12 protein-coding genes, 1 tRNA gene and 1 other RNA gene are annotated in these 16832 nt (G+C 72.7%); 1 reads left to right on the top strand and 13 read right to left on the bottom strand.

Annotated features, from left to right (window positions below; all coding sequences use genetic code 11):
* Positions 1 to 44: 44 nt before the first annotated feature.
* The 5 genes from ACIPPM_RS24330 to ffs all read right to left on the bottom strand — a co-directional run bounded on the left by ACIPPM_RS24330 (position 45) and on the right by ffs (position 8024).
* A complete protein-coding gene (locus ACIPPM_RS24330) occupies positions 45 to 1553 on the bottom strand; it encodes a N,N-dimethylformamidase beta subunit family domain-containing protein (RefSeq protein ID WP_401451357.1) in 1509 nt (502 codons plus the stop codon).
* Between the two features lie 308 nt (positions 1554 to 1861).
* Positions 1862 to 3619, bottom strand: a complete 1758-nt coding sequence (locus tag ACIPPM_RS24325) for a hypothetical protein (protein ID WP_401451354.1) — start codon at positions 3617 to 3619, stop codon at positions 1862 to 1864.
* Between the two features lie 276 nt (positions 3620 to 3895).
* A complete protein-coding gene (purD, locus tag ACIPPM_RS24320; protein ID WP_401451352.1) occupies positions 3896 to 5164 on the bottom strand; it encodes a phosphoribosylamine--glycine ligase in 1269 nt (422 codons plus the stop codon).
* Between the two features lie 436 nt (positions 5165 to 5600).
* A complete protein-coding gene (locus ACIPPM_RS24315) occupies positions 5601 to 7823 on the bottom strand; it encodes a DNA polymerase III subunit gamma and tau (protein ID WP_401451350.1) in 2223 nt (740 codons plus the stop codon).
* A gap of 104 nt (positions 7824 to 7927) precedes the next feature.
* An RNA gene (gene ffs / locus ACIPPM_RS24310) (signal recognition particle sRNA small type) lies at positions 7928 to 8024 on the bottom strand.
* Positions 8025 to 8143: 119 nt separating this feature from the next.
* On the opposite strand from ffs, the gene ACIPPM_RS24305 reads away from it, so the two are divergent.
* Positions 8144 to 8231: transfer RNA gene (locus ACIPPM_RS24305), tRNA-Ser, on the top strand.
* 259 nt (positions 8232 to 8490) lie between these two features.
* On the opposite strand, the gene ACIPPM_RS24300 is transcribed toward ACIPPM_RS24305, so the two are convergent.
* The 8 genes from ACIPPM_RS24300 to ACIPPM_RS24265 form a co-directional block, all read right to left on the bottom strand.
* The gene (locus ACIPPM_RS24300) at positions 8491 to 8871 is read right to left on the bottom strand and encodes a site-specific integrase (RefSeq protein ID WP_401451348.1); all 381 of its coding nucleotides are present in this window, start codon (positions 8869 to 8871) and stop codon (positions 8491 to 8493) included.
* Between the two features lie 127 nt (positions 8872 to 8998).
* The gene (locus ACIPPM_RS24295) at positions 8999 to 9361 is read right to left on the bottom strand and encodes a hypothetical protein (protein WP_355287986.1); all 363 of its coding nucleotides are present in this window, start codon (positions 9359 to 9361) and stop codon (positions 8999 to 9001) included.
* Positions 9362 to 9582: 221 nt separating this feature from the next.
* The gene (locus ACIPPM_RS24290; RefSeq protein ID WP_401451346.1) at positions 9583 to 10395 is read right to left on the bottom strand and encodes a hypothetical protein; all 813 of its coding nucleotides are present in this window, start codon (positions 10393 to 10395) and stop codon (positions 9583 to 9585) included.
* Between the two features lie 511 nt (positions 10396 to 10906).
* The gene (locus ACIPPM_RS24285) at positions 10907 to 11440 is read right to left on the bottom strand and encodes a hypothetical protein (RefSeq protein WP_401451343.1); all 534 of its coding nucleotides are present in this window, start codon (positions 11438 to 11440) and stop codon (positions 10907 to 10909) included.
* On the bottom strand, positions 11437 to 12030 hold the full coding sequence (locus ACIPPM_RS24280) for a poly-gamma-glutamate hydrolase family protein (RefSeq protein ID WP_401451340.1): 594 nt from the start codon (positions 12028 to 12030) through the stop codon (positions 11437 to 11439). Before ACIPPM_RS24280 ends, ACIPPM_RS24285 begins: the two co-directional genes overlap by 4 nt.
* 6 nt (positions 12031 to 12036) lie before the next feature.
* Positions 12037 to 13743 (bottom strand): copper resistance CopC/CopD family protein, encoded by a 1707-nt coding sequence (locus tag ACIPPM_RS24275; protein WP_401451337.1) that lies wholly within the window; start codon positions 13741 to 13743, stop codon positions 12037 to 12039.
* A 91-nt stretch (positions 13744 to 13834) separates the two neighbouring features.
* Positions 13835 to 14443 (bottom strand): GNAT family N-acetyltransferase, encoded by a 609-nt coding sequence (locus ACIPPM_RS24270; RefSeq protein ID WP_401451334.1) that lies wholly within the window; start codon positions 14441 to 14443, stop codon positions 13835 to 13837.
* Positions 14436 to 16772 (bottom strand): penicillin acylase family protein, encoded by a 2337-nt coding sequence (locus ACIPPM_RS24265; protein WP_401451332.1) that lies wholly within the window; start codon positions 16770 to 16772, stop codon positions 14436 to 14438. Before ACIPPM_RS24265 ends, ACIPPM_RS24270 begins: the two co-directional genes overlap by 8 nt.
* Positions 16773 to 16832 lie beyond the last annotated feature (60 nt).

The raw sequence follows: 16832 nt of genomic DNA, 5'->3' as shown, positions 1-16832 counted from the left end.
GTGACCGGGCAGGTGGCAGGGTCGGTCCCGCCTGCGGATACGGGTCAGTCCCGCTTGCAGATACGGTCCAGCAGGTTGGCGGTGGCCCGCTGGACGCGGGCGTCCACATGGCCGGGCCGGTCCAGCGCCGGGGACCAGGCGAAGGTGCCGGAGGCGAAGACCCAGGCGCCGGAGGGGGCGCGGTACAGCGAGGTCTCCTGGTGCCGCCGGGCGCCCTCGCCGTCGGTGTAGGGGGAGTGGGCGAGCAGGACGCGCTCCTCGTGCTCGGGCAGGGCGGTGCGCGGGAAGTACCGGTCGGCCTCGCCCGCGACCAGGTTCTCGATCTCGTCGCCCTCGCGGGCACCGGTGGCGTCCCACAGCCAGTGTCCGGCGTTGCGGACGATCAGCGGATGCGGCTCGGGCACCCGGCCCGCGTACTGGATGCCGATCACCTGCTGCTCGGGGCGGTCGATCTCCCGCCACAGCACCGGCCTGCCGGGGCCCTTGCGCTTGCGGCAGGTCAGCAGCCGGTCCGGCACCCCGGACGCGGAGGGCGACAACTCCACCTGCCAGTACATGGTGTTGGCCGACAGGAAGACCAGCGAGGTCCCCCGGTCGCGGGCCTCCTCCACCGCCCGCCGCATCGGCACCGACCAGTACTCGTCGTGCCCGGGGAAGACCAGGCCCCGGTACCGGGTGGGGTCGACGCGTCCGGCGTGCAGGTCGCGGGCGTCGGCGTAGGCGAGGTCGTAGCCGTAGCGCTCGGCCCAGCGGATGAAGTCGTAGGCGTGGCCGACGTGCAGGGGCAGGCCCGCACCGGCGTAGGGGCGGTCGAAGGAGACGGTGGTGGCGGCGTCGGCCTCGCCGAGCAGGGAGCCCTTCTCGTCCCACGCGTGGTAGAGGCTGGCACCGGTCCGGCCGTCCTCCGGGTACAGGTTGTACGCCTGCCAGGTGATGTCCGGGAGCAGCAGCAGGAGGTCGGCGGGCTCGTCGTCGCGAACCGTGAACGGCACGTGGGAGCGGTAGCCGTCGGCGGTGGTGAGGACGGCGACGTACGCGCCGACGCGCCACTCGGCGGGCACCTGGAGGCGCCAGGACAGCCACCAGTGGTGGCAGGAGACCGTGCGGTCGGCGGCCAGCGGCGCGGTCTGGACGATGCCGGAGAGCCGGGGGCTGGTGGTGATCTTGGCGGCGCCGTGACCGGCGTAGTGGCCGATCCGGTAGATGTCGACGCTGAACTCCTGCGGCGGGTCGACCGTGATGTGGAAGTCGATCGCCTCGCCGGGCGCCACCGCGCCGGTGGACGCGAACCCCTTGATCTGGCGGCCCACGTCGTCGGCCGAGCGCGGCCCGGGACCGGCCGAACGCGGGGCCGGGACCCGGGGCGTTCCGGCACGGCCGGGCCGGGTGGTGACCGGCTGGGTGGTGTCGACGTACCAGGGGACCACCTGGCCGGTGTCGTCGAAGTAGGTCTCACTGCCGCGCAGCCAGGGGACCGGGCCCTGGCCGAAGGGGTCGGTGACGGCGTGCGCGAGCGCTCCCGACTCCCAGCGGCGGATGTGTTCCGAGGTCATGGACGCCCCCTCCCTCGTGTCCCCCGTTGCCGTTATGGCGTTGTCTGTGGTGCCAGGACCGGACCCGGTGCCGTCGCCTGCCGTCTCGGGTGTGCTCGGTGCGCCGGATCGCTCGGCCGTGCGGGCGTGTGTCGTATGCCCGTGCCATGTGCGTGCCGGTCCCAGCACATCACATAACGCACGACTCCGGTCACTGTTCGTTGTGAATTGGCCTGAAGTGGAAGGCACTGCTCCGTTACGCCGGGGAACCGCCGGGACTCCTGGTGCCCGGTGGTGGCTCGTGGGGTCGTGGCTCGTGGGGTCGTGGCTCAGCTCAGCCGGACCGGCTTCTCCGGCCGTATCCCGGACTCGGCCAGCCAGGCGCGCAGCGGGGCCGGATCGCCCTCCTCGATCAGGCTGAGCACCTTCGGGGTGAGGTCGGCGGCGCGCTCGCCGTCCAGCAGCAGGGTGGGGCCGTCCAGCCAGTCCAGGCCGGGGGCGGCTCCGGCGGTGTCGACGGCCGCGCAGCAGATCATCGCGGTGATGTGCGCGGCGAGCAGCTCCCGGCCGGTGCGCGGGGGCTGGAGCGGGAACAGCGGCAGGTCGCCGTCCTCCCAGAGCGCGCTGTCCGGGCCCTGCGCCCGCACGCCCTGCGGTACGGCGCTCTCCTCACGGGCGAGGGCCGCGCTGAGCCCGGCCGCGAGGAGCGCGCTGCGCTCGGTGGCGGGGTCGGGGTCGGCGCCGTCCTCGTCGTCGGGGGGCACCGTGGGTGCCGGGACCGTCGGGACGGCGTCCGCCGCGGGCTCGGCGAGGTGGTCCAGGACGCGGGCCAGGGTGGGGCCGCCGGGATCGGGGGTGGCCGGGTCCAGGCTGGGGCTGACGCCCAGCGAGTCCAGCACCCGGTGCAGCCGGGCCGCCTCCGCGCGCCAGGTGCGGTCCACGACCTCCTCCGGGTACGCCTGCCAGTCCACCGGCGCCCAGCGGGGACCGGACTCGGCCGGGCCGCCGTGGAACAGGCGGGCGGTGAGCAGGGACACCGCCTCGTCCACCGCGCCGGGCTCCTCCAGCAGATCGCAGGCGGGACGCTCGCCGAGGCGGGCGGCGAAGCCGTCGGCCAGCCGGTCGCGCCGGGACAGCTCGGTCAGCGCGGCGGCCACGCCCACGTCCAGCCGGGAGGGCCACCGGCCCATCCGCCAGGCGGGCAGCGCCACCTTGGTCAGCAGCCGGTCCCAGCCCGCGTACGCCAGCCCGACCTGCTCCTGGGCGGCGATCCGGGGTCCGTAGTCCACCGACTGGGCGCGCTCGGCGGCGGCCGTGGCCACCCCGCGCTCCATCAGCGCGGCGTGCTCACGGCAGCCGCGCAGCAGCAGCCGGGCCACCCGGCCGAGGGCCGCGTACCCACCGCGGGTCAGCGGGCCGCGGCCCGGTGCGTCGGCCACGGCCACCGCGGCGTCCAGGCCACGGACGAAGCGGCGGGCGGCGGCTATGTCGGGCTGCGCGGACGGGCCCGTACCGGCGACGACCGGGGCGAGCACCGCGCGCAGCTCGGCGACCCGCATCCACCACAGGAACGGCGACCCGATGACGAGCACCGGCGCCGGGACGGCGGGCCGACGCTCGGCACGGGTGCCGGGGATCACCGGCTCGTCCGGCGCGCGCGTCACGGGCGGGGCGTGAGCCGGGTGCGTACGGTCCTCCAGCCAGCTGTCGCAGTCCGGGGTGAGCGCTATCGCGGAGGGCGCGGGCACGTCGAGCCGGTCGGCCAGGTCGCGCACCATCCGGTACAGGTCGGGGGCGGAGCGCTCGGACACCGCCACCGTGGGGCTCGCGGCCGGGCGGGCGCGGGCCACCACGAGGGCGACGGCGGCGGCCGCCAGCAGCACCAGCACCGCGAGGACGCCCACCACCCAGCGGGCCGTGTCCCAGCCCGGGCCGGCGAACTGGCCGGTGGCACCACCGGTCAGCAGGATCACCTCGGCGGCCGCGGGCAGCAGTGCCACGGCCAGCGCCCGGCTACGCACCCGCAGCACGGCCAGCGCGCGCGAACGCGCGGCCCGTGCGCCCAGCTCCCCACCGGTTCCGGTCATGCGCGACGCTCACCCCCTCCGTGCCGATCGCGTCCTGTCCTGGCGGTTGCCCACTCCCCCACTGTGGCACCCGTCACTGACATCGCAATGCCGGTGGGCCAAGTGCCGGACCGCATGCGCCGCACCATAGTTGGGGCCCCGGCCCCCGTCAGCCGGATGGCGCATTGCTCACTCGATGGAATGGCCTTGGTCAGAGCTGGGTGACAGACGGCAAAGGTCAGGCCCCGGATTTCGGGGTCCGGGGCCTGGGGTGGAGCGGGAGCTTCAACAGGGGCTCTACGCCACGCCGGTCGCGGCCGTGTCGGCCGCCTTCGCCGCGATGTCGGTGCGGTGGTGCGAGCCGTCGAGCCCGATGCGGTCCACCGCGCGGTACGCCCGCTCGCGGGCCTCGGCGAGGTCCTCACCGGTGGCCGTGACGGACAGCACGCGGCCGCCCGCGCTGACGACGGTGTCCCCGTCCTGCTTGGTCCCGGCGTGCAGGACGTAGGCGTGCGGGGCGTCCTCCGCGGCCACCTCGGCCAGGCCCGTGATCGGGTCACCGGTGCGCGGGGTGCCGGGGTAGTTGTGCGAGGCGACGACCACGGTGACGGCCGCGTCCTCGCTCCAGCGCAGCGGCTCCAGGTCGGCGAGGGTGCCGTTCGCGGAGGCGGCTAGGAGGGAGGCGAGCGGGGTCTTCAGGCGGGCCAGCACGACCTGCGTCTCGGGGTCGCCGAAACGGGCGTTGAACTCGATGACCCGTACCCCGCGCGAGGTCATGGCGAGCCCCGCGTACAGCAGGCCGGAGAACGGGGTGCCGCGCCTGCGCAGCTCGTCCACGGTCGGCTGGAGCACGGTGCGCAGCACGTCGTCCACCAGCCCGGGCTCGGCCCACGGCAGCGGGGAGTACGCGCCCATGCCACCGGTGTTGGGGCCCTCGTCGCCGTCCAGCGCGCGCTTGAAGTCCTGCGCGGGCTGCAGCGGTACGACGGTCACGCCGTCGGTCACGGCGAAGAGCGAGACCTCGGGGCCGTCGAGGAACTCCTCGATCACCACCCGCTCGCACCCGGCCGCGTGCGCCTTGGCCTCCTCGACGTCCGAGGTGACGACGACGCCCTTGCCCGCGGCCAGCCCGTCGTCCTTGACGACATAGGGGGCACCGAACGCGGCGAGCGCCTCGGCGACCTCCTCGGCGGTGGTGCAGACGTACGAGCGCGCGGTGGGCACCCCGGCCGCGGCCATGACGTCCTTCGCGAACGCCTTGGAACCCTCCAGCACGGCGGCCTCGCGGGACGGCCCGAACACCGGGAAGCCCGCCTCCCGCACGGCATCGGCCACCCCGGCGACCAGCGGGGCCTCCGGGCCGATGACGACGAGGTCGGCCTCCAGTTCCCCGGCGAGCGCGGCGACGGCCTTGCCGTCGAGCGCGTCCACCTGGTGCTGCTGGGCCACCTCGGCGATGCCCGCGTTGCCGGGGGCGCAGTGCAGTTCGGTGACGTCGGGGTCGAGGGACAGGGAGCGGCACAGGGCGTGTTCGCGGGCGCCGCCGCCGATGACGAGGACCTTCACGGGGGTCAGCCTATCGGCTGGGCCGCCGAAGATTGGGGGGTGGGGAAGTTGGAGGAACCTACCAGGGCGGGTGCCGGTCCGTCGTGGCTGGTCGCGCAGTTCCCCGCGCCCCTGGGGTGGGGGCGGTGGAGGCGGTCCGAGCAGTCCGGCTCCCCTGCGCCCCTGACCGCCCAGCGCTGCACCCACCAAGGGGCGCGGGGAACTGCGCGACCAGCCACAACACAGCGGCACCCGACCACGCACCACTGAGCGGACAGAGGCCCCTGGACCGACCTCGGCTGTGCCCACCCAGGGGGCGGGGAACTGCGCGACCAGCCACGATGCAGCGGCAGCCGACCACGGGCCACTGAACGAACAGAGGCCCCTCGACAGACTCGTGCTGTGCCCACCCAGGGGCGCGGGGAACTGCGCGACCAGCCACCGCGGCGGCAGGGTCCTACTGGTCGTGGGAGAACTCGTCCAGGACGGTGGCGCCCAGCTCGCGGACGATCAGGTCGCGGCCGGAGAGGGCGGACTCGTCGAGGTCGGGGTCGTCGTCGGCAGGGGTGTCGTCCTCAAGGGAGACGGGGGGCGCTTCGGGGGCCGGGGGTCTCGGAGCAGGGGCCGGGGCCGACTGGGCGTTGCCGGTAGGGGCGGCCGCACTCTGCTGAGGCGCCGCAGGGCGCGAGGGAGCGGGAGCACCGTACCCGCCCGCGCCGCCGCCTCCGCCGAAGCCCGGGTTGCCACTAGGGGGCGGAGGCGCTGAGCCGCCGCCGGAGGGGTCGATGACCGCCTCGATCCTCCACTGCACGTTGAACTGCTCGGCCAGCGCCTGCCGCAGCACGTCCTCGCTGCCACTGGCGGAGAAGTTGTCCCGCGCACCCGCGCTGGCGAAGCCGAGCTGGAGGGTGGTGCCGTCGAAGCCGGTGACCTGGGCGTTCTGGCTCAGCAGAATCCAGGTGAAGCGGCGACGGTTCTTGACGGCCTCCAGGATGTTCGGCCAGAGCATCCGGGGGTCGAGGCCACCGGAGGTGGGAGCGGGTGCCGTCGGAGCGGGAGCCTGGGGCTGCTGAGGCTGCTGGGCCTCACTCGGGGCCTGAGCTTGGGCGGGGGCCGGGGCCTGAGGTCGGCTCGGCTGACTCTGCGACTGCTGCTGGCTGCCCGCCGGGGTCGCGGTGGGCCAGGCGCCGGAACGTCGGCCGCCACCGGCTGAGGCAGCGGTGGGCCACGCACCGGGCGCGGGCGCGGCTTCCGGGGCCGGAGCGGGAGCGGGAGCGGGCGGCGGGGTCGGCGCTGGGGTCGGCGCCGGGGTGGGAGCAGGAGCGGGCGCCGCCGCCTCCGTACCCGCACCGGCACCGGCACCGGCACCGGGATTCCGTACGGCCGCGCGGGCAGCCGCGGGACCACCGCCGGGCGGTACGGCGGGCCCGTCCATGACGGGTGCCGGGGCCACCGCGCCGGGGTGAGCCTCGGGACCGGGGACGTACTGCATGGCGGGAGCGGCGGCACCGGCGGAGAAGTTCACGCCCCGCTCGATGCGGTCGAGCCGGGCCATGACGGAGCGCTCGTCGCCGTACGCGGCGGGCAGCATCACGCGCGCGCAGATCAGTTCCAGCTGGAGACGGGGCGAGTTGGCGCCGCGCATCTCGGTGAGGCCCTCGTTGACGAGGTCGGCGGCGCGGCTCAGCTCGGCGGCGCCGAAGATCTCGGCCTGGGCCTGCATGCGCTCGATGACGTCGGCGGGGGCGTCGATGAGCCCCTTCTCGGCGGCGTCGGGCACGGCGGCGAGGATCACCAGGTCGCGCAGCCGCTCCAGCAGGTCGGCGACGAAGCGGCGGGGGTCGTTGCCGCCCTCGATGACATGGTCCACGACCTCGAAGGCCGCGGCGCCGTCACCGGTGGCGAAGGCTTCGACGACGGAGTCGAGCAGAGACCCGTCGGTGTAGCCCAGGAGGGAGGTGGCCATGGGATAGGTCACACCGTCCGTACCGGCACCGGCGAGGAGCTGGTCCATGACGGACATGGAGTCACGCACGGAGCCCTGGCCCGCGCGCACGACCAGCGGGAGCACGCCCTCGGCGACCGGGATGTCCTCCTTCTGGCACACCTCACCCAGGTACTCCCGAAGGGTGCCGGGCGGGACGAGCCGGAAGGGGTAGTGGTGCGTACGCGACCGGATGGTCCCGATGACCTTCTCGGGCTCGGTGGTGGCGAAGATGAACTTGAGGTGCTCCGGGGGCTCCTCGACGACCTTCAGCAGCGCGTTGAAGCCGGCCGACGTGACCATGTGGGCCTCGTCGATGATGTAGATCTTGTACCGACTGCCCGCGGGCCCGAAGAACGCCTTCTCGCGCAGCTCACGGGCGTCGTCCACGCCTCCGTGGGAGGCGGCGTCGATCTCGATGACGTCGATGGAACCGGGCCCGTTGCGCGCGAGGTCCTGGCACGACTGGCACTCGCCGCAGGGGGTCGGGGTGGGACCCTGCTCACAGTTGAGGCAGCGGGCCAGGATGCGGGCACTGGTCGTCTTGCCGCAGCCGCGCGGACCACTGAACAGGTACGCGTGATTGACCCGGTTGTTCCGCAGCGCCTGCTGCAGCGGGTCGGTTACGTGCTCCTGCCCGATGACCTCGGCGAAGGTCTCCGGGCGGTAGCGGCGGTACAAGGCGAGAGACGACACGCATACGAGGTTATAGGGGAGCACCGACAACCGGCCGCGCGGCGGAAACGGCCCCGTCCCCGCCGCAGGTCACAGCCGGGAACCCTGCCTCCGACCCCGGAAAACACAAGGGCCCCCCACGCACCTGCCAGAGCCGACCTACCCTTGCTGCCTTCCGGCCCTGGGGGAGTTCAGTCAGATAGCACCGCGTGGGGGGCTGCGGAAAGAGTACCCGATCCGGACCGCTGCGAGGTACCTCGCACGAACCCCTGATGAGCGCCCGTCCGAGGCCGCCGAACGAGGTTCGCGAGCACTCCCCGCGGTCATGTAATGTTTGCCCCGGAGGATTCGCCTAGTGGCCTAGGGCGCACGCTTGGAAAGCGTGTTGGGGGCAACCCCTCACGAGTTCGAATCTCGTATCCTCCGCCAGTGCCTCACCGGGCACTAACGTCGAAGGGCCCCGCTGCTTGCAGCGGGGCCCTTCGACGTGTGTGGTCTCAGTTGCCGTCCGGCACGGCTCATGGGTCCCACGCTGCGGAACAGAGACGCCACCACCCGTGTCGCCGCGGTCAGGATGTTCACCCGCGGAGATCTCGCTTGCCGGGCCAGCAGTGGCGCCTGGTGGGGGTGACCGAGATACTCGTCAAACGGGCAACGAGATGATCTTGAAGCCCTGATGCTCTCGGACTCACCTGCGACGCCGGGCGGCGGGGTCACGTTCGGCGACGTGCCGGGCGACCGAGTCGACGCCGGGGCGGGCGTACCGCTCCAGGGAGCGGACGGAGGCGTAGCGGGAGCGGGCCAGCAGCATCGGGGTGGAGGTGCCGTCCTCGGCATCGTGGGTCAGGGCACTGTGCCGGAGCCGGTGAAGGGTCCAGCCGTCCGTGTCCTCGATGTCCTCGGGTGAGGCGAGCGGGTTGGCCAGCAGCAGGGTGTTCTCCTCGAAGATCTCCTCGGCCCGACGGTAGAAGAGCCGGGCCCGGCCGGTTTTCGGGCACACGTCGAACATCGGCGTTCCGGCCGGAGCCTTGCAGTTGGTGAGGAACAGCGGGCCGCGGGTCCGGTCCATCGGCCGATGAGGCGGGGCAGGAGCTGGGCGGCCCCGTACGCCGACCAGCTGACCGCCGACTTCATCGCGGCTACTCCTCCTCCCCTCGATGATGCCGAGAAGTAGGGAGCTTCCGCCTCACCAGCGTTCATCGCCTGCGGTTCAGCGACACCACCGTGGTGACGATCAGCCCGGCCAGCGTGGCGATGCTCAGGGCCACCGTCAACGGCTCCTTGAGTACCGGGTACGCGTGGACGAGGAACGCGCCGAACGCGCAGGCCATCAGCGCAACTACCACCCCGATCACGGTCACCGGCACCACCCATCCCGCCCGGTCGGGAATGGACGGGGGCTCGGGCACCGGTGCAGGAACATCATCAGGCTGGGTCGTGTTCGAAGTGGTGGCCATGTTTTCCCCCTGGGGCGGATGACGGGCGGAGCAGGTGGTGCTCCACACCTTGGGTTCGGGCTGGGTGCGCAGACAGCGTGGACCGACGAAATCGGCGGCCACGGTGTGGAGCGGGCCGGAGCAGACCACACTCCGACCGTTTGTGTCCCGGGGTGAAGTCCGGGGTTCGGGCAGCACAGTGCGACGCGGCGGGGTTAGCCGCGCAAGCGGCCGTCACACCGCGCTGGAAGAGCTGGACTCATCACTCAACAAAGGAGTCGTTTACCGGCCGGGCTCACCCCGTCTCAGCGGCAGGACGCGGGCGGCACCGCTGAAGCTCTGTGTCAAGCGGTAGCGGATGCGGCGGATTTCTTCACCGGTGCCTTGCGCGACTTCGTGATGGGGGCACGCTGGTACTTGTGGGCGATGGTGAAGCCGGCGGGCGCGAGCGGCGCCTTCTTCTTGAAGGGCTTCTTCTGGACGAGCCCGAGTTCGACGAGCTGCTTCAGGCCGCGCTCATGGGTGTCGGCGGACCAGCCGTACCACTCGTCGGCCTTGTCCCCGGGGAAGGACGCCCAGTCCTTCTCGTTCTCGCGGGCGACGACCAGGAACAGGGCCAGGCCGGGCAGACTCAGCTTCTCGTCACGGCCCTGCGTCCAGAACGTCGTCGGGATCTGCAGGAAGCGGTCCTCTTCAGTGTCGCCCTTGGGCCGGTCGTAGGGCTTCCCTGTGCCGTCCTCGCGCAGCAGCGTCACCTTGATCTTGGTGCCGCTGCGGCTGCACTCGATGAGGGTGCGGTCCGCCAGCCGGCGCAGGGCACGCCAGGCGCCCGTACGCGCCGACTGACTGGTCGCGGTCTCGTGGATGTCCATCAGCCGCGCCCACACCGCGCTGTCGTGCTCGGTCGTCCAGCCCTTGTCCCCGTTGCTGCACGCGGCCACGATCATCAGGTAGGCCCGAAGACCCCGCAGGTCCCTGCCGGTGACGAAGTCCCTCAGGGGCCCGTGCCGGCTATCGCCCCCTTTGTTCGCCTGCACGAAGGTCTTGCGCAGCGGCACGTTGGCCCGGATCGAGCGCTTCAGAATGGCCGCCCGGGTGTCCCGTCCGGTCGCCTCATTTTTCCGCACGTCCTGCATGGCTGCGGTTGTCGTCTTCATGCCTCAGACGGTAGCTGCGCCAGCATTCAACACCCAAACGATTCACCCGCGTTGAAGCTGACGGACTGGGGCATGATCATGGATGTGCCAGCGGGGGTATGTAAGTGCCAAATGTGAGATCCACTGGAAGGACCGAGTGAGAGGTCAAGCTGAGAGGACATCTGAGATGACTAAACCTCTCGGGAGTCGGGACACCTCAGCTTCGGACTCTGCACGTCCGGACGCCGTCCTCCAGCGCGACAGCGGACCCTGCCGACCAACTCACCCTCCTGGACTGCGCGTCCGTCCTAAAGCCTGGCCTGCACGACCACTCGCCACCCTGTGCGGCGATCTCACAGCCGAACTCGGCCGCCGCCAACCCATGAGAGCCCAGGGATGGCTGACGTGCACCCAGAAGGGCTTACAGGGGCGCTAGATCAGGTCTGGGAGATGTCGGTGAACTGGCTGCAGTGCCCGAGGAACACGACGGTGATCGTGGCGGTGGGCCCGTTACGGTGCTTACCCCGGGCGATCAGGCTTTCGGGAGTGGGCTGATGCCTGGTTCGTAGTGGGCGCGTACGTAGATGCGGGTGCGGGTGGGTGTGTAGTCGTGGGTCCAGAGGGAGACGCACTGGTCGGTGGTGGTGGGGCAGACGTCGCCGTGGTGGGTGTTTGCTCGGAGGGTTTCCGGTTCGGGCACGTTCAGGTGGGTGAAGTCGTGCGCGGGTGGCGTTGGTTGGGACGGGGCCGGGGTCAGCCATCTGCCCTCCGGGGGGTGCCTGGCGAGGTATCTCCGCGCGTCCGCCCGCGGGAGGGTGAAGGTCAGCAGGCCCGTGTCGAAGCGGGACGTCGTCTCGTACGCGGCGTCGGCCGAGCGGGCGGAGGCCGGGAGGTCCAGGCCCATGTGGGCACTCATCCACTCCGGGGTGATGCCCTCGGCCCAGTGGGCGTCGGCCGCCTGCTCCAGGGGGCGGTCGCTCGTGGCCCAGAGGAGGCCGGCCGAGACCGGGATCGACAGGGTCACCACGGCCACGGCCGTGATCAGGGCGCTTCGGGTGATCGTCATCCGTGTTCGGCTCTCTCCATCAGCGACCGGACTCCTGCCGTCAACGCCTCCACGATCTCCTCCGGCGGGATCTCGGGGTGCGTCGGGGCCGGGTGGCTCGTGCGGGCCAGGACCGGGAGTTCGAGTTGGACGCCGCCGTCCCTGGCCCGGTTCACCGGATTGTCCGGGTGGAGGCCGCGGAGGGGGGCGGGGATGTCGGACAGGGTGGTGAGGGGGACGAAGGCCGGGGCCCGGGCGGACAGGGCGGTCGCCAAGGCTCGGGCCGCCGGGCGGTTCGAGCCGCCTACGTAGATCGTTCGGGGGGTCGATCGGCGGTTGTGGCCGTGGAGGGAGATCGTCAGGCTCACGTGGGCCGCGAACGTGTGCAGCGGGGGGCACTCCGACATGCGGATGGACGGGATGTGGGTCGGGGGGCCCTCCGGCTGGGTGAAGGTCAGCAGGGTCGCTCCCGTGCGGGTCGCCACCTCCGTCGCCAGTTCCGCCGTGCCGCCTTCCACGCCGCCGTGCAGGGCCAGTAGGCCGATGGGGCCTGCCAGGTGCAGCGTGGTCAGGAAGTCCACGCCCTCGATGGTCACTCGCTCCGTGTGCATCACGGCTCAGCGTGTCACCCGTACCGTGCGCGAGACCGTCACCTGGTCCAGGTCCGACACCCGTACCGTCACCTTCATCGTCCAGGTGCCGGGGATCGGGAGGTCGAAGGAGTTCGTGGCCCAGTAGCCGCCGCGGTCGGCGACCTCGGTGTCCAGGGGGCCCAGGCGCTGGGCCGGGAGGGTCATGGTGATGCGGAGTTCGGGGACGGCGGCCAGGGCGCCGTTCGCGCCGTAGACCACCGCCTGGACGGAGTTCGTGCCCACCCGGCCGGGATCGAAGGTGATCTGGACCTTGCCGCGGCCGTTCGCGCCCACCGTGAACGGGACCGTGGTGACCGAGGCCGCCGGGATGCCCGTCTCCGCCGTGGCCGCCTCCTCGGCCGCGCGGCCCGGAAGGGTGCTGGTCAGCAGGGTGGTCAGGACGAGGATCACCACGCCGACGGCCGCCTCCGCCAGTACCGAGCGGCGCAGGGCGCGGACGGGGATGCCGGGGGCGGGCGGGGCGGGTGCGGGGAGGGCCGGGCCACCCGCGGGCTCCAGGACCTCCGCCGCCGGGACCACCGCCGGGACCGCCGCCAGGCGGGCCGTCCAGCGGCGCGACCACGCCGCCACCGTCAGCAGCAGCGCGACCGCCGCCAGCTTCGCCAGCAGTACGCGGCCGTACGTCGTGTCCGTGAGCGCCTGCCAGCCGCCGAGGCCGCGCCAGGACTGGTAGACGCCGGTCACCACCAGGACGATCACCGAGGTGAGGGCCATGCGGGAGAAGCGGGTGACGACCTCCGGGGGGAGCCCGGCGCGCAGGGTCGGCAGCAGGGCCGCGAGGCCGCCCAGCCAGGCCGCCGTCGCCAGCAGGTGGAGGGTGGTGGAGGCGATGGCGAGCGGGACCTGGATACCGGCGGAGGCGTGTTCGGCCGCCGACCAGGTCAGGGCGAGGGCCACCGCCAGGATCGCGCCCGCGGTCACGGCGGCGGGGCGCGGTATGGACCAGCGGCGCAGGGCCAGCCCGAAGACCACCGCGAGCAGCAGCAACGCCAGCCGAGCTAGCAGGAGTTCACCGGGTCGCGTGGTCAGGGTGTGGCCGAGCGAGGTGAACTGCGGTGCCGTTCCCTCCTCGTACGGGCCCCGCAGCAGGAGCAGGGCCAGTGTCGTGACGAGCAGGGTTGTGGCGCCGACGACGAACAGCGGGCGCAGCACGGCGCGTTGCGGCGGACGGCAGTACGCGACGAACGCGGCCGCGCCCAGCACCAGCGCCACCGCGAGGTACGCCAGGTACCGGGCGATGTTGTAGAGGCTCGTGGTGGTGCCGTTCTCCGCCTGGTCAGGTGCCGTCGCCGTCGTCACCGTGCGCTCGCCCACCGAGAAGGTGAGCGCGCCGGAGACGGGGTGGCTGTCGGCGGACACCACGCGCCACGCCACCACGTACGTGCCCTTGGCCATCCGTTTCGGGAGCGGCACCTGGACCGTGTCGGCGCGGCCGGGGGCGTGGTCGGCCGGGCCGGTGCGCAGGCGGTGGTTCTCGGGGTCGTAGATCCGGAACGAGTCGGTGAGCAGGCCCACCGACTCGGTGTACGTCAGGGTCAGCGTGCGCGGGGCTCGCTGGAGGACGCTTCCGTCTTCCGGGTCGGTCGCGCGCAGGGCCGCGTGCGCGGAGGCGGGGGAGGCGGTGCCGAGGAGGAGCAGGAGCAGGCTCCCGACCGCCAACAGCACGCGCATGAGCGCTCGTTCACGGTCGCGCACGTCGTCCCGCCTCCGTCATCGGACCCCGCCCTGTCCCCCGCCTGTACGGATGTTCGCGGCGGCGCGCTCAAACCGTACCGATGGCCTCCGGGAACGCGGTCTCGCGGGTGAGGAAGGCGAGACGGGCCCGCTTCTCCGGCAGGTACACGTCCGGCAGGTCGATCTCGGGGAGGACGACCTCGGGGCCGGGGGCGAAGCCCTGGCGTTCGAAGCGGGCGATGGCCTTGGTGTTGCGGACGTCCGGGTCGACCACGACCCGGGTGCGGTCCAGTACGCGCAGGACGTAGTCCGCGACCACGGTCAGCAGCGCCGAGGTCCAGCCGGGGCGGTGGGCGTCCGGGGCGGCGGGGGCGAGGAGGAGGTGGACGCCTATGTCTCCCGGGCGGACCTCGTAGCACTCGCTCACGCGGTCGGCGGCGGGGTCGTAGGTCTGGAGCAGGGCCGCGGGTTCGCCGTCCTTGGTGACGAGGTGGGCGTGGTGGGTGTCGAGGGTGGCCATGTGGGCGTATATCTCGGCCACTTGGGCCTCGGTGAGGTTCGTCATCCCCCAGAAGGCGGCTCTCTCCTGGGAGACCCAGGCGTGGATCGCGGGGGCGTCCGTCGCGGGGTCCAGGGGGCGGATGGCGACGATGCCGTAGTCGGGGACGCGCTGTTCGTGGCGGGCGGTGTCAGGCATGTGCTTCCTCGGAGAGGTCGGTGGTGTCGGTGTGTTCGAGGGTGAGTCGGGTCCAGTCGGTGACGACCTGGGCCAGATCTCCCGTGAGCCACAGGGGGAGTTGGTCGCGGTGGTGGGTGTTTCCGGGTACGCCGTCCGCGCCGAAGGGGACGATCCAGCGGCTGTTCTCGCGGTCGGCCAGGTCCCAGACGTAGCGGGCCGCCGGGCCTCGGGCGGCGAGATCGGTGATGCCGGGGACGGCGGTGGTGCAGTGCACGCAGTCGTGGTCGCCCGCCAACCCCGGTTCCGTGTACGGGCCTTCGGGCAGCGCCCGCCAGGGTGCCACACGGTGGGTCTCGGACCAGGAGGCGGTGGGGGGTGCGGAGGCGATCTCCTCCAGGGCCGCGCGTACGGTCTCCCGGCGGTCGATCCCGTACAACTCCTCTGCTCTCAGCAGGTGTTCCAGCGCGAAGCCGATGCGGGCCGTGAGGGACATCCAGGGGAGGAGGACCTCGGGGTAGGCGGGGGGTTCGGTGAGGGCGGCGAAGGCGGGGTGGGCGGCGAGGCGGCGGACCACCGCGGTGCGGAGGGCCGCGTACACGGCTGCGTCCGTACTGTCGGCGTCCATGTGGCGGTTCCAGGAGAGCAGGCGCTCGCGGAGGCAGGTCGCCTCGGGGGTGAGGGTGTGGAGTCGCGCGAGGTGGTCCAGGAGGGGGGCGGCCGAGGCCAGGTGGGTGTCGGTGTGGATGGCGGGGAGGTCGGTGGCGGACCAGGTGGGGCGCTGTTCGAGGAGGGTGCGGATGCGGTCGGCGCGGTGGGGCGGGGCGAACTCGACGCCGAGGGGGGTGGCGGGGCCGCGCTGGTTCGCCATCACGGCGATGCCGTTGTCGACGGTGGCGTGCGGGGGTGTGTGCCAGCCCTGCCACTCGTTGCCCTTCTCCCAGGCGGGGACCAGGCGGAGGCTGTTGGTACGGGGGCGGAGGGGGACCCGGCCGGCGATGCGGTGGAGTACGGCGCCCGTGGTGTCGGCGGCCTGGACGACGTTCACCGGCTCGGTCCAGGCGTCCAGGGCGCTGTCGATGTCGGCGACCGTGCGGGCTCTGAGGAGGGGGAGGAGGGCGCTGAAGCCGAGGTCCTCTGATACGCGGGGTGGGTAGCGGAGGGCGAGGGCTGTGGCGGGGGGTTCCGCCTCGGCTTCGCCTTCGGCGGGGGTTTGGTTCCCACCCGCACCACCCGTGCGACTTTCGGGTGCGGGTGGCCCCTGTGGGGCGGACTCGCCGTCGGCGGCAGGCGGGAGGGGGACGGGAGAGGGGGCATCCTCTTCGACCACCTTCGAGGTCGCCAGGGAGGGGGCCGTCTCATCGGCCACCTTCAAGGTGACCCCGGCCGCATGCGGGCGCACCTCCGCCCCCTCCAGTCCCCCCAGCCCCTCTGGTCCCCCGGCGATCACCGGCCCCCGCTCCGTCTCGATGACCTCGACCTCGACCGTCTCCTCCCCCGCGACCGCCACCAACTCCACGTGTCGGACCGCGCGCACCCACGCCCCCTCCGGGGACAGGGCCTCCACGCCCGCGCCCGTGCGCCGGAGGCGTTCCCGGTAGAGGTCCTGGTAGTCGGCCATGGCGTTGGTGATGGACCAGGCGGCGGTGCCGGTGTGGGCGAAGTGGGCGATGCCGGGGACGCCGGGGACGGCGAGGCCGACGACGTCGAACTCGGGGCAGGAGAGGCGGATCTGCTGGTAGACGCCGGGCTCCTCCAGGAAGCGGTGCGGGTCACCGGCGAGGAGGGGCAGGCCGGTGGTGGTGCGGGCGCCGGAGAGGAGCCAGCCGTTGCTTCCGGCGGTGCCGGGGCCGTCCGTGGCGAACAGGCCGACCGCGTCCGGACCCAGGTGCCGTACCGCCTCCTCGCGCCACAGCTTGGCCGGGAACCCGGCGAACAGGATGTGCGTGGCGAGCCAGACGCCGAGCGGGGTCCAGGGCTCCCAGTGGCCGGGGGCGAGACCCACTCGGGCGAACTCCGGTGTGCGCGCGGCCCCTTCGGGCAGGCCTGCGTTGACGCCGTCGACGTAGGCGCGGACCCAGTCCGCCGTCTCCGGGTCCCGTCTCTCCAGTGCGGCGAAGCAGCGTCTCGCGGTGTCGTCGAGGCGGGCGCGGCGGGCGAAGAGGTCCCAGGGGAGGGCGGAGGCGCCGAGGAAGGACGCGGAGGTGCCCTGGGCGCGGTGCCGTTCGACCTCCAGTTGCCAGGCGCGGTCGACGGCCGTCACCCTGCCCTGGGCGCGGGCGAGTTCACGGGCACTGGTGGCGCGCAGGTGGGGGATGCCCCAGGCGTCGCGGTAGGTCTCGGTGGTCACCCTGGAGGACCCTTCCCTTTTAGGTTAGCCTTGCCTAACTTCACAGCAGGTGAAGGAATC

This window comes from Streptomyces sp. NPDC090119 (assembly GCF_044747085.1).
Lineage (GTDB): Bacteria > Actinomycetota > Actinomycetes > Streptomycetales > Streptomycetaceae > Streptomyces.
Note: the sequence above shows the minus strand (reverse complement) of the source record. Positions and strands in the feature narration are given on the sequence as shown.

Excerpts from the sequence above, each read along its gene's own strand:
- ACIPPM_RS24290 (WP_401451346.1), bottom strand. The coding sequence starts at position 10,395 with ATGAAGACGACAACCGCAGCCATGCAGGACGTGCGGAAAAATGAGGCG.
- ACIPPM_RS24300 (WP_401451348.1), bottom strand. The coding sequence starts at position 8,871 with ATGGACCGGACCCGCGGCCCGCTGTTCCTCACCAACTGCAAGGCTCCG.
- ACIPPM_RS24285 (WP_401451343.1), bottom strand. The coding sequence starts at position 11,440 with ATGACGATCACCCGAAGCGCCCTGATCACGGCCGTGGCCGTGGTGACC.
- ACIPPM_RS24275 (WP_401451337.1), bottom strand. The coding sequence starts at position 13,743 with ATGCGCGTGCTGTTGGCGGTCGGGAGCCTGCTCCTGCTCCTCCTCGGC.
- ACIPPM_RS24325 (WP_401451354.1), bottom strand. The coding sequence starts at position 3,619 with ATGACCGGAACCGGTGGGGAGCTGGGCGCACGGGCCGCGCGTTCGCGC.
- ACIPPM_RS24280 (WP_401451340.1), bottom strand. The coding sequence starts at position 12,030 with ATGCACACGGAGCGAGTGACCATCGAGGGCGTGGACTTCCTGACCACG.
- ACIPPM_RS24270 (WP_401451334.1), bottom strand. The coding sequence starts at position 14,443 with ATGCCTGACACCGCCCGCCACGAACAGCGCGTCCCCGACTACGGCATC.
- ACIPPM_RS24330 (WP_401451357.1), bottom strand. The coding sequence starts at position 1,553 with ATGACCTCGGAACACATCCGCCGCTGGGAGTCGGGAGCGCTCGCGCAC.